General features: G+C 43.3%; 11 protein-coding genes. 5 read left to right on the forward strand and 6 right to left on the reverse strand.

The features are described 5' to 3' along the window. The coding region (locus VK541_RS23475) for a DUF4402 domain-containing protein (protein WP_324373022.1) at window positions 1-310 on the reverse strand (310 nt) is incomplete at its 3' end. Between the two features lie 865 nt (window positions 311-1,175). On the opposite strand from VK541_RS23475, the gene lat reads away from it, so the two are divergent. Continuing rightward, on the forward strand, window positions 1,176-2,516 hold the full coding sequence (gene lat / locus VK541_RS23480) for an L-lysine 6-transaminase (RefSeq protein WP_324373023.1): 1,341 nt from the start codon (window positions 1,176-1,178) through the stop codon (window positions 2,514-2,516). Here lat and VK541_RS23485 read toward each other — a convergent pair. Genes VK541_RS23485 through VK541_RS23500 form a run of 4 tightly spaced genes read right to left on the reverse strand, consistent with a single transcriptional unit; the run spans window position 2,502 to window position 5,723 of the window. Beyond that, window positions 2,502-3,863, reverse strand: a complete 1,362-nt coding sequence (locus VK541_RS23485) for an acyl-CoA dehydrogenase family protein (RefSeq protein ID WP_324373024.1) — start codon at window positions 3,861-3,863, stop codon at window positions 2,502-2,504. The two genes, lat and VK541_RS23485, sit on opposite strands and share 15 nt — an antisense overlap. A gap of 46 nt (window positions 3,864-3,909) precedes the next feature. Beyond that, window positions 3,910-4,626: a bacillithiol biosynthesis deacetylase BshB1 gene (bshB1, locus tag VK541_RS23490; RefSeq protein ID WP_324373026.1), complete on the reverse strand. Its 717-nt coding sequence runs from the start codon at window positions 4,624-4,626 to the stop codon at window positions 3,910-3,912. After that, on the reverse strand, window positions 4,623-5,102 hold the full coding sequence (locus VK541_RS23495) for a glutathione peroxidase (RefSeq protein WP_324373027.1): 480 nt from the start codon (window positions 5,100-5,102) through the stop codon (window positions 4,623-4,625). Before VK541_RS23495 ends, bshB1 begins: the two co-directional genes overlap by 4 nt. A gap of 3 nt (window positions 5,103-5,105) precedes the next feature. Continuing rightward, the gene (locus VK541_RS23500) at window positions 5,106-5,723 is read right to left on the reverse strand and encodes a DUF4294 domain-containing protein (protein ID WP_324373028.1); all 618 of its coding nucleotides are present in this window, start codon (window positions 5,721-5,723) and stop codon (window positions 5,106-5,108) included. Window positions 5,724-5,967: 244 nt separating this feature from the next. On the opposite strand from VK541_RS23500, the gene VK541_RS23505 reads away from it, so the two are divergent. The 4 genes from VK541_RS23505 to VK541_RS23520 all read left to right on the forward strand — a co-directional run bounded on the left by VK541_RS23505 (window position 5,968) and on the right by VK541_RS23520 (window position 11,401). After that, on the forward strand, window positions 5,968-8,178 hold the full coding sequence (locus VK541_RS23505) for a bifunctional (p)ppGpp synthetase/guanosine-3',5'-bis(diphosphate) 3'-pyrophosphohydrolase (RefSeq protein WP_324373029.1): 2,211 nt from the start codon (window positions 5,968-5,970) through the stop codon (window positions 8,176-8,178). A 62-nt stretch (window positions 8,179-8,240) separates the two neighbouring features. Then, on the forward strand, window positions 8,241-8,732 hold the full coding sequence (locus VK541_RS23510) for a Fur family transcriptional regulator (protein WP_285056983.1): 492 nt from the start codon (window positions 8,241-8,243) through the stop codon (window positions 8,730-8,732). A gap of 37 nt (window positions 8,733-8,769) precedes the next feature. After that, complete coding sequence (locus tag VK541_RS23515; RefSeq protein WP_324373030.1) at window positions 8,770-10,047, forward strand: adenylosuccinate synthase; 1,278 nt, start codon at window positions 8,770-8,772, stop codon at window positions 10,045-10,047. A gap of 100 nt (window positions 10,048-10,147) precedes the next feature. Further along, a complete protein-coding gene (locus VK541_RS23520) occupies window positions 10,148-11,401 on the forward strand; it encodes an anthranilate synthase component I family protein (RefSeq protein ID WP_324373031.1) in 1,254 nt (417 codons plus the stop codon). Between the two features lie 62 nt (window positions 11,402-11,463). On the opposite strand, the gene VK541_RS23525 is transcribed toward VK541_RS23520, so the two are convergent. Continuing rightward, window positions 11,464-12,273 carry a M48 family metallopeptidase gene (locus tag VK541_RS23525; RefSeq protein WP_324373033.1) on the reverse strand — a complete coding sequence of 270 codons (810 nt, stop codon included), beginning with the start codon at window positions 12,271-12,273 and terminating at the stop codon, window positions 11,464-11,466. Between the last annotated feature and the right edge of the window lie 11 nt (window positions 12,274-12,284).

The following is a 12,284-nucleotide window of genomic DNA, read 5'->3' on the forward strand; positions in this document are numbered from 1 at the left end:
GCAGCGTAATGGCATAGGTATAGTTACCAGAACCACCCACAGTAAATGAAGCAGCGGCAACCGGACCCGTATTGTTCGGAAGTGTTACACCACCTGATGAACTGCGGAGACCGGTCGGGGGAAGGGTAACCGTACCGACGGCTCCATTTGTCGCCACATTACCGAAGTTCATGTCGACGTTTTTGGCAATACTGATTGGCGCAACAATTGTTGCTGTTGCACTTGCAGTGACTGAAGCTTGCGCGAAAGCGGTGGTAGCGAAAGCTACGCCAATAAGGGCGATGCCCATGGCAGTAAATAATTTTTTCATTTTATTTGTTTGTTTAGAAGATAAAGCGTGTCAAAAATTCTTTGTATGGTATTGTAAAGGTACAGTCAAGTTGCATCGCAATAAATGATAGCTATCACAATAGAGAGAGATCGTGATCACATTTTGCAAAGTCAGGTATTACACTGAGCATATACCAGTACGTTTGCTAATGTTAATAAACTCGATTATAAATCGATCTTGAAGGGTTTACCAAAAGAATATGCAGAAAGCATTATCACAATGCCAGGAATTGCAGGGAGTTAAAATGTTGGAAACAGAAATTTTAGTCAGGCTTCACTTTGGGTCTAGTGTGGTTTGCTTAGTTATGCTAAAATTTCTTAATCAAATATACATAATAATTAAATCATAATAGCTAGTGATTTCTTTTTATTTTATCATTTTTATTACATAGTATATATATTAATCAATAATATGCAGAAATAAAAAATATTCCCGTACCTTTCTCAGTTCCTGTCCCTTTCCTGAATTTTTGGCTTCTGACGATCGGCGAGTTTTCTGATAGAAAGGCTTTTGCTTTCAGTATGATCCCTTTCTATTACTGCAACCATGTAGGGAGTTCTTTGGACTTTCCCTTTGGCATTGTATCATAATACCATCAAATTAGCAGCAGTAAGGAAGCAGATGAAAGGTTAAGCGTGAGAATAGTCTATGAGTGGAATAAGTCCTTTTCCAAGATTAAAAAACAATATTTATTTAAAAAAATAAAAAGACCAAAACCCGTTTCATTTCAAAAACCAACTTTAAATCGTTTAAACCCATATTTGAAACGGGAGTTCAAAAAGCGCCTAATTTGGTTATTTTGAGGGGTTTTGATTACATTTGGAACGTACCAAAATGAGAAATTATGTATCAGTTAACGGTAAATCCTGAACAGGTAAATGAAACTTTGAGCAAACATATTTTAGCCGATGGCTTTGACCTGACCTATGACATGGAAAAAAGCCAGGGTGCTTATATTTATGATTCAAAGAACGAGCGTACATTGCTGGACTTTTTTACCTGCTTTGCTTCCGTGCCTTTGGGCTACAATCACCCGAAAATGGTCAATGATGAGGGATTTAAAAAGAATCTGCTGCTGGCAGCTTTAGCAAATCCTTCAAATTCTGATGTCTATACCCAGCAGTATGCACAGTTTGTGGATACCTTTTCCAAACATGGAATCCCGGATTATCTGCCGCATGCTTTTTTTATAGCAGGCGGAGGACTGGCCATAGAAAACGCATTGAAAGTAGCGATGGACTGGAAGGTACAAAAGAATTTTGCCCGGGGCTATAGTGAAGAAAAAGGTTTTAAGGTCCTTCACTTTGAAAAGGCTTTTCATGGCAGAACGGGCTATACACTTAGTCTCACCAATACATTGCCGGATAAAACCAAGTGGTTTGCCAGGTTTGACTGGCCGAGGGTTTCAACTCCTGTTCTGAAATTTCCATTGGAGGGCGATCACCTGCGCCAGGTTATGGAAACTGAAGCGCAGTCCTTATCCCAGGTAAAACAGGCTTTTATTGATCATAAAGACGACATCTGCGCAATTATCATTGAACCCATTCAATCGGAAGGCGGAGACAACCACTTCAGGGAAGAGTTTTTGATTGAATTAAAGGCACTTGCCGATAAGAATGAAGCCTTTCTGATCTATGATGAAGTGCAGACCGGCGTAGGACTGACCGGTAAATTCTGGTGCCATCAGCATTTTAGTGAAAAGGCGCGTCCGGATATTGTGGCATTTGGCAAGAAAATGCAGGTATGTGGAATATTGGTCGGAACAAAGGTAGATGAGGTCGAAAGCAATGTTTTTAAAGTGTCATCCAGGATCAATTCTACCTGGGGAGGGAATCTGGTAGATATGGTGCGCTCATCGCAGATCCTGCAGATCATAGCGGAAGATCATCTTTGTGAAAATGCTGCCGTAGTCGGCGAATACCTGAAATCACAGTTGGAGAAGCTTGCTGCGAAACATAGCCATATGAGTAACGTACGCGGGAGAGGTTTACTATGTGCCTTTGATTTTGAGGATAAAACCATGCGCGACACTTTTATAGAAAAAGGTTTACAGCACAACGTGATGTTTCTGGGCTGCGGCAACCAGACGATAAGGTTCAGGCCGGCACTCTGCATTGAGAAAAAACACATCGACGAGGGTGTAGCGGCGATGGAAAAGATCTTGCCGGAGCTAAACAAAAGCTGAGAAACCAGTAATGGCACGGCCGACAATCAGGGTATTGATCTCCTTGGTTCCTTCATAGGAATAAATGGCCTCGGCATCGGCCACGAAACGGGCCACATCATATTCGAGTAATATGCCATTGCCACCCATAACTCCACGGGCACGGCTCACTACATCCCGGGTGCGCATGGAGCAGAATACTTTTGCCAGTGAAGCGTGCTCGTCTGTCAGCAGACCCTGGTCCTGCAACTGAGACAAACGGAAACACAGCGTTTGCATCGCAGTCAGATTGGACAGCATCTCCACCAGGTGGTTTTGAATGAGCTGATAGGAAGCGATGGGTTTGCCAAACTGTTTCCTGGTCCTGGTATAGTGCAATGCACTTTCATAGGCGCCGCGCGCACAGCCCACCGCCTGCCAGGCTACTCCGGCCCTGGTCATCCTTAGTACTTTAGCGGTATCTTTAAATGAATTTGCATTTTGAAGTCTGTCTTCTTCATCTATCTGACAGTCGGTCAGTGTGATCAAACCGTTTTGAACAATCCGGAGTGCCATTTTATCCATCATCTTCTCGACGGCAAAACCTTTGGTTCCTTTTCTCACCAAAAAACCCTTTACTTCATTGTCATCCACATCACGGGCCCAGATAATCGTAACATCAGCAAATGTAGCATTGCCGATCCATTTCTTCTGGCCGTTGAGTACCCATTTGCTGCCCTGTCTTTTGGCTGTTGTGGTAAGGCCGCCCGCTACACCTGAGCCAACTTCCGGTTCTGTTAAGCCAAAAGCGCCTATGGTCTTCAGCTGCTGCATCGAGGGCAGCCACTGCGCTTTCTGTGCTTCTGAGCCCAAAAGGTAGATCGACCCCATGGCCAATCCGCTCTGAACACCAAAAAAAGTAGAAATCGAAGTGTCTATCCGTGCCATCTCCATAGCCAGAATCCCCTCCATGAGATTTGATTTATTGGGGCAGCCATAACCCTGATAGGTAAGGCCGCAGATGTTTAGTTCGGCTATTTTGGGAATGAGCTCAAAGGGAAATTCTGCCCGCAACCAATAATGGTTCACTATTGGTTTCACCTCTTTTTCTAAAAAAACCCTGATCTTCAATTGCAGTTCCCTGTCCTCGTCTTTGAGTGCTTCATCCCCAAGGTGATAAAAATCACCTTCTATTGGAGGCAGCTCTCTCTTTTTGGAAGGGGTATTCATCATTTTCATTAAACCCTGCAATTGGGCATCATCGAGGCCGGATACGGAGTCAACAATCTTTGTAAGGTCTACTTTTTTAGAAAGCGCATCCAGTTTTGCAAAATCAACACTTTTAAAAAGTGCGTATGCTGTTTTTAAGGACGAGAAGATACTGGCCATATTTGGAGTTTGCTGATTAAAACAAACCAGAACCCTTTTTGTTGGCTTACAGTAAATTAAAAAGGCTATCGACCCCCAGCAGCTTACGGGAAGTAAAACCTTCTGCATAGGTAGTACCTATGGATTTACCAAACTCTCTTGCCCTGCCGATCACGCTTTCAAAGAAATCCGGTGAGGAGATATATGTTTCAGGGCCGTCTTCATCCGGGTTAAAAAACTGGGTCCTGAATGCTTTTATGGAGGCGATTTTTGTTTCTATATATGGAGTAATGTCTATGATGATATCGGGCCTGATGTAACTGTCCTGGATGTATTGCAGCATCAGGTTGGGACGCCAGGCTTTTTGCTCATTTCCGTCCAGCTGTGTACTGATCTTTGAAAGGCCTGACAGGAAACAAGTGTCATTGGCAAGATCTCCTGCCCGGGCATGATCAGGGTGCCTGTCATGCAGCGCATTGGTCAGTACGATCCCGGGCTGATATTTCCGAATCATTCTGATGATTTCCAGCTGATGCACTTCATCATTTTTGAAGAACCCATCTCTGAACTTAAGGTTTTCACGGGCATGCAGGCCAAGTATTTTTGCGGAATCTGCAGCTTCCCTGTCGCGGATTTCTGCTGTACCCCGGGTACCAAGCTCACCCCTGGTAAAATCAACTATGCCAACCTTCTTTCCTTCTGCTATATGTTTTAAAATAGTTCCTGAACAGCCCAGTTCAGCGTCGTCAGGATGAACGGCAAGCACCAATATATCTAATTTCATTTTAACAATTTTTGTATTTTCTTTTTCACTTTGGAAGATTGAGGGCCGGTGAAGGGAAAAAAGTAATCAACGACTTCTCCTTTTCTGTTGATCAGATATTTATGAAAGTTCCACCTTGGCGTGGAGGTTTTGGTCAGGAACTTAAAGATAGGATTCGCCTCTTCGCCCCTTACCATCATTTTATCAAATACCGGAAACTGTACTCCGTAGTTGTCTTTGCAAAAAGTACTGATCTCGGCACCCTCAAGCGGCTCTTGCCTGCCAAAATCGTTAGAGGGAAATCCAAGCACTTCAAAACCCTGCTCCCTGAACTCTTCCCTGAGCTCCTGCAGTTCTTTGAGCTGGCCAACAAAACCGCATGCTGAGGCGATATTTACCACCAGGAGTACTTTGTCTTTATAATCGGAAAGGTTTTTGTCCTTACCAGTGATCAATTTTGCTTTAAACTGGTGTATACTTTTTGAAGGTTCAGACATGGGCTACTGGTAAAAACCTGATGATATAATGATGGATTCTATGTCTCTTTCTTCCTGGGGATTATAAGTGCTCTTTAAATTGTGCCCGACTACCCTCGCTACTGATTGATACAGAAAGGCAGTAAAGCCTCCCTTTGTTTCCTTCACGATATCGAATGTGGTCCTGCCCACTTCGCGGTCTATCAATTTGGTCAGGATCTGGCCCTGCGTGATGGTAAGTTCTTTGATTTCCCGGTTGAACATCTCTTTGATCTCCTTATCGCATTGTTTTACCAGTGCTTTCTGCTGTTTTTTTTCTGTGGTCAGTGCAATGTCCTTTTCCAGCTGCTCATATCTTCTTTTAGCATACAGGGCATAAGGCATTACTTTCATTACGTTATACCTGAGCCTGTTATAGGCAGTCCTCTCGGCCGGGGACTTAAATATGCGGTTTGCATAGATGACCACTTCATGGAGGGGTATCCAGGGGATCATTTCTCCGTCAACATTAGTACCGGCTACGCGTATTGTGTCATTTTTGCCAAGTACAGGCAACTTTACAGACGCATATCCACTCTGCGCGTTTGCCCTGGCGCAAGTAATAATGACAATTAACAGAATAAATAACCTATAAAATTTCATAAATTTATATCCCCTGCAAAAGTACGGCTAATTTTATATTTTAGTTTTTATTTATGTTCTAATATAAGGTTTTAGCGGCATATGGCCATATATTTTACGTAATTAATACAATGGTATGTTAACTATGAGAAAACATAATTATTGAAAAATTATTGTTCATATTAGTATCATATTTGCATAAAAATGAAATGAATATTTCATTGGGCCGGGATAAGTTAACAAACAAATTGAAACAGACAGATAGATGAAGAACGCATTGGTGATAGATTTAGAAGCGGAGAAACTAGAAATCCTGAAACGGTACAGGGCGCTTTTGCGCGCCTGTAAGCCAACGATGCAGAGGGGAGACAAAAAAGAGATCAGAAAAGCATTTGACATGGCATTGGAAAGCCATAAGAACATGCGCAGGAAATCCGGAGAACCTTATATTTATCACCCTATTGCGGTAGCACAGATCGCCGCCGAAGAAATAGGCCTCGGTACCACTTCTATTGTTTGCGCACTGCTTCACGATGTAGTGGAGGACACAGACATCACCCTGGAAGACATAGAGCGTGAGTTTGGAAAAAAGACAGCCAAGATCATTGACGGTCTGACTAAAATATCCGGGGTATTTGACTACAACAGCTCGCTGCAGGCTGAAAATTTCAGGAAGATGCTGCTTACGCTGGCAGATGATGTAAGGGTGATCCTGATCAAGCTGGCAGACCGTCTGCACAACATGCGTACCATGGATTTTATGCCGAGGCAGAAACAATTGAAAATAGCTTCTGAAACGATTTACCTGTACGCCCCGCTGGCTCACAGGTTGGGGCTATATGCCATTAAATCAGAATTGGAAGACCTCTCCATGAAATACCTGGAGCCGGATACTTATAAGTACATTGCCACGCAGCTTAACGAGAAAAAAACGGAAAGAACTTTGTTCATCAAAAGATTTGTGGAGCCCATCAATGAGATCCTGGCTGAGCAGGGACTAAATGCCGATGTTTATGGCAGGCCAAAATCCATCCACTCGATCTGGCACAAGATGAAAAGCAAAAACATTCCGTTTGAGGAGGTCTATGATCTTTTTGCCATCAGGATCATACTGGACAGTAACCCGGAACGTGAGAAAGCAGATTGCTGGAAGGCTTATTCTATTGTGACCGACTTATATCGTCCCAATCCGGACAGACTCCGGGACTGGGTGTCTTCTCCTAAAGGAAATGGTTATGAATCGCTGCACACTACCGTAATGGGACCGAAAGGACAGTGGGTCGAGATCCAGATCCGGACCCAGAGAATGAATGAGATAGCGGAAAAAGGCTTTGCGGCACACTGGAAATACAAAGAATCAAGTAATGACAATGGCCTTGACCAGTGGATCATGAAAGTAAGAGAGATGCTGAACAACCCGGAAGCCAATGCGCTCGATTTCCTGGACGATTTCAAGATGAACCTGTTCTCTGATGAGATCTTTATCTTCACACCTAAAGGCGCTTTGCTGCAGCTGCCCCTTGGGGCCACAGCACTCGACTTTGCCTTTGAGATCCACACTGATGTAGGTGCCAAATGTATCGGTGCCAAGGTAAACCATAAACTGGTCCCGCTGTCGTACAAATTGCAGAACGGGGACCAGGTAGAGATCATCACCTCGGGAAAGCAGGTTCCAAAAGAGGACTGGCTGAACATAGTGGTGACAGCCAAGGCAAAATCAAAGATCAAATCTTCTTTAAAGGAAGAAAAAAGAAAGATTGCGGAAACCGGTAAAGAAACCCTGGAGCGTAAACTCAAATCCCTGAAGATCACTTACAATACCGATAATTTAAACAAACTCAGCTACTTCTTTAAATTGCCGTCCACACAGGAACTGTTTATAGCCGTAGCTAATGGAAAGATCGAACTGAAAGACCTGAAGGATTACCTGGCCAGTGAAAAGGAGATAGAAAACAGGGGACATGCGGAACGGAATGAACATCAGCAGATAGAAACCATGCTGAGCAAGATCAAAGGTCCGGAGTCTGACACTTTGCTTATCGGAGAAGACCTGCAAAAGATAGACTATACGCTGGCCGCCTGCTGCAATCCTATCCCAGGAGATGATGTATTTGGCTTTGTAACGGTAAATGAAGGGATCAAGATACACCGGACCAACTGCCCGAATGCTGCGCAGCTGATGGCAAATTATGGCTACAGGGTGGTGAAAGCAAAATGGAACAAACAGCAGGAGCTGACATTTTTGACCGGACTGCACATCATCGGTATTGACGATGTGGGACTGATCAACAACATTACAAAAGTAATTTCGAACGATTTTAAGGTAAATATGCGTTCTATAACTGTGGATACCGATAACGGGATCTTTGACGGATCTATTATGATCTTTGTAAACGACAAGGAGCACCTGGACAACCTGATTGAAAATCTATTAAGAGTAAAAGGGGTTACCGGGGTTACCAGGTTTGATGCGTAATTTACTATAAATCATTAGTGTTTTATATAAAAATTGGTACCTTTGAAAGGAGTTTAAAAACTATGTCTACAAACCATAACAGCGAGCTGGTTAGAAAAATATTCGAAGCCTATCTCGAAAATAAAAGCCTGAGGAAAACGCCTGAGCGTTTTGCCATCCTGGAAGAGATCTATTCAAGAGATGATCACTTTGATGTAGAAACCCTCTACATCCACATGAAAAATCAAAAATATCGTGTGAGCAGGGCTACAGTATACAATACACTTGAGCTATTGGTTTCATGTGACCTGGTCACCAAACATCAGTTTGGCAAGAACATGGCGCAGTTTGAGAAATCTTACGGTTATCACCAGCATGATCACGTGATCTGTATCGACTGCGGAAAAGTTGTAGAATTCTGTGACCCCCGTATTCACCAGATCCAGAGTATGGTGGGAGATCTGTTGAAATTTGAGATCAAACACCATTCTTTAAACATGTACGGCGTTTGCTTTGATTGTGCCGCGAAGGCAGCGATGAACAGCCAAAATACCGACATTAAACATGCAAGTTAAAAACCAATTATAATATTTCTATTCTTAAATTTAAATAATGACGCAAGTAGACGTGCTTCTTGGCCTGCAATGGGGCGACGAAGGCAAGGGAAAAATTGTTGATGTACTAAGTCCGCAATATGATTTGATAGCTCGTTTTCAAGGCGGTCCGAATGCCGGACATACTTTAGAGTTTGATGGCAAAAAGTTTGTTCTAAATACCATTCCATCAGGTATTTTCAATGAAAAAACAATGAACCTTATAGGAAATGGTGTGGTAATAGATCCCATTATTTTAAAAAGAGAGTTAGACAATCTGAGAACTGCAGGTCACGACCCGGTTGCAAAAGGCAAACTGGTTATCGCGCGAAAAGCACATCTTATACTGCCAACCCACCAATTGCTGGATGCGGCAAATGAGCAAAAAATGGGCAAGGATAAGATCGGCTCTACCCTAAAGGGTATAGGTCCGACTTATATGGATAAAACAGGCCGCAATGGACTAAGAGTCGGCGATACTACGCTGCCTGATTTCAAAGAACGCTACAGCAGACTGGTTGAAAAACACAAAGAGATCCTTTCTCACTATGAATTCGAATACGACCTTACTGAAAAAGAAGCCGCATTTTTTGAAGCAATAGAATTCATCAAGAGCATCCCTCATGTAGACAGTGAGCACTACGTGAACGGGTTCCTTAAAGAAGGTAAAACGGTACTTGCTGAAGGTGCACAGGGTACTTTACTGGATGTTGATTTTGGATCGTACCCTTTTGTCACTTCTTCCAATACTACTACTGCTGGTGCGTGTACCGGATTAGGCATTGCACCAAATACGATTGGGCATGTCTTCGGAATATTTAAAGCTTACTGCACCCGGGTAGGGGGCGGTCCTTTTCCTACTGAACTTGACAACGAAACGGGAGAAACCCTGCGCAGTGTAGGTCATGAATTTGGCGCCACTACCGGCCGTGCACGCCGCTGCGGATGGATAGACCTTCCGGCATTGAAGTATGCGATCATGCTCAATGGCGTCACTGAACTGATCATGATGAAAGCCGATGTGCTGGATGGTTTTGATACCATTTATGCGTGTACTCATTATGAGCACAATGGCGAGACGATTGACTATATGCCTTATGACATCATTTCTGTAAAGCCCGTCCCTGTATTGAAGGAAATAGAAGGCTGGAAAACAGATGTGACTAAAATCACTAAGGCCAGTGAAATTCCTGCAAAGCTTGCTGATTATATCACATTCCTGGAAAAAGAATTGCAGGTGCCTGTTAAGTTCCTCTCAGTAGGACCAGACAGAACACAGACATTGATTTTAAACTAAGTAATTAAACATATATGTTTAAAGAGGCTGTATCATAAGGCGATCGTCATATTATACAGCCTCTTTTTGTTGCATATTATATACATTTGCGCAACAATAAATGAAGGTCCGGGATTTACATTCTTTTAAACAACAAGCACTGCATTGGGCTGCGACATTTGATGCCTGCTGCTGCTTTGATTCGAACAACTATCCTGACAGATATGGCAGATTTGATTTTCTGATAGCAGCGGGAATTGACGATGGCATGGAGTGTAAATCATCAGGAAATGCATTTGAGTCTTTAAAGTCGTTTTATAACGATAAAAAGAACTGGATGTTTGGGTTGATGGGGTACGATCTTAAAAATGAGGTAGAACAGTTGCATTCGGACAATTCTGACAACCTGGGCTTCCCTGAAATGTTCTTTTTCGTTCCAAAATACCTGCTTTCCGTAAAGGGTGATGAAGCAACTCTGATTATTGGAGAACCGTATATACTCGACGCAATACAAAAACAGAAAGTCAGGTACGGAGAAAACAGCCCCTTAAATATTCAGAGCAGAATACCTAAAGGTACTTACATAAAAACTGTAGAGGAATTACAGCAGCACATCCTCCGGGGAGATATATATGAAGTAAATTTCTGCCAGGAGTTTTTCGCAAAAAATGCTCAGATAGATCCCTTATTTGTCTTAAAAAAGCTAAATGAGATCTCTCCGACCCCATTTTCGGGTTTTTTCAAGATTCGGGATCAGTATATTTTATCGGCCAGTCCGGAAAGGTTCCTTTGCAAACGTCACAGCCAGCTGATCTCTCAGCCTATAAAGGGGACCGCCAAAAGAGGATTGGATCCGCAGGAAGACGAACTGATAAAAGCTGGATTGAAACAGGATACCAAAGAACAGGCAGAAAATGTAATGATCGTTGACCTGGTAAGGAATGACCTGACCAGGAGTGCCATTAAAGGTAGCGTGAAGGTAGAAGAACTGTTTGGCATCTATGGCTTTCCGCAGGTTTACCAAATGATCTCGACCATAAGCGCTGAACTGAGGCCGGAAGTTCATTTTATTGATGCCATTCGGAATGCTTTTCCAATGGGATCCATGACGGGCGCGCCTAAGATCAAAGCCATGGAGCTGATAGAGCAGTTTGAATTCAGCAAACGCGGAGCATATTCAGGTGCTTTTGGATACATTAGCCCGGAAGGAGATTTTGATTTTAATGTCATCATCAGAAGCATTCTTTACCAGGCAAATACACAGTATGTTTCTTTCCAGGTTGGAGGTGCTATTACTTATGCAGCAAATGCCGCCGCTGAGTATGAGGAATGTATGCTTAAGGCATCAGCGATGATCAAAGCGCTGGGAAACTAAAAGGGCTGCCTTGTATGAGACAGCCTTTCTGTGACAATAACTTCTGATTCGTTTGCCCTTTACTATCTGGGTTTATAATATTTCTGAGCTTCCGGTAACGCATTTTGTATTCTTCCGATACGGGTGTCATCACTTGGGTGGGTACTCAGGAATTCAGGTGGTTTCTGACCTCCCTGTGAGGCTGCAGACATTCTTTGCCAGAAACTTATTGCATTTTGAGGATTGTACCCCGCCATGGCCATAAAGATCAGCCCTAATCTGTCCGCCTCTAATTCCTGGTTGCGGCCATAACTTAACATGGCCAAAGGCGTACCTATACCGTATAATGTATTGAAGATGGATTGCGTTTTGGGATTTCTGGATAAGGCAACACCGCCCGCTGCGCCAATGCCCTGCGCAACCATCTCCTGCGACATGCGTTCCGCCGAGTGACCTGCTATGGCGTGTGCGATCTCGTGCCCCATTACCGTGGCAAGACCTGCGTCATCTTTAGTAACCGGCAATATACCTGTGTATACAACGATCTTTCCCCCCGGCATACACCAGGCGTTCAATTCTTTGTTCTGTACAACGTTTACCTCCCATTTGTAATTGGCAATCAAATCGGCATGACCATTAGTATTCATATAATTTTTTACAGCCGAAATAAGCCTGTTACCAATATTTTTCACATTTTGTGCCTGTGCATTTGTGGAAGGCAGGACGGCACTTTTGTTTTGTGTCAGAAACTCACCGTATGCCTGAAAAGCCATCGGGAGTACTTGTTCATCGCTCACAAGGTTCAGTCTGCTCCTGCCGGTTAGCGGCACGGTCGAACATGATGAAAAGGCCAAACCAATAGCCATAACACCCATTATCAATATTCTTTTCATAAAACTGTGGT

The sequence above is a fragment of the Pedobacter sp. genome (genome assembly GCF_035317785.1).
In the GTDB taxonomy this organism is placed as follows: Bacteria; Bacteroidota; Bacteroidia; order Sphingobacteriales; family Sphingobacteriaceae; genus Pedobacter.

Coding starts and splice junctions, on each gene's coding strand:
- lat (WP_324373023.1), top strand. CDS start 1,176: ATGTATCAGTTAACGGTAAATCCTGAACAGGTAAATGAAACTTTGAGC.
- VK541_RS23485 (WP_324373024.1), bottom strand. CDS start 3,863: ATGGCCAGTATCTTCTCGTCCTTAAAAACAGCATACGCACTTTTTAAA.
- bshB1 (WP_324373026.1), bottom strand. CDS start 4,626: ATGAAATTAGATATATTGGTGCTTGCCGTTCATCCTGACGACGCTGAA.
- VK541_RS23495 (WP_324373027.1), bottom strand. CDS start 5,102: ATGTCTGAACCTTCAAAAAGTATACACCAGTTTAAAGCAAAATTGATC.
- VK541_RS23500 (WP_324373028.1), bottom strand. CDS start 5,723: ATGAAATTTTATAGGTTATTTATTCTGTTAATTGTCATTATTACTTGC.
- VK541_RS23505 (WP_324373029.1), top strand. CDS start 5,968: ATGAAGAACGCATTGGTGATAGATTTAGAAGCGGAGAAACTAGAAATC.
- VK541_RS23510 (WP_285056983.1), top strand. CDS start 8,241: ATGTCTACAAACCATAACAGCGAGCTGGTTAGAAAAATATTCGAAGCC.
- VK541_RS23515 (WP_324373030.1), top strand. CDS start 8,770: ATGACGCAAGTAGACGTGCTTCTTGGCCTGCAATGGGGCGACGAAGGC.
- VK541_RS23520 (WP_324373031.1), top strand. CDS start 10,148: ATGAAGGTCCGGGATTTACATTCTTTTAAACAACAAGCACTGCATTGG.
- VK541_RS23525 (WP_324373033.1), bottom strand. CDS start 12,273: ATGAAAAGAATATTGATAATGGGTGTTATGGCTATTGGTTTGGCCTTT.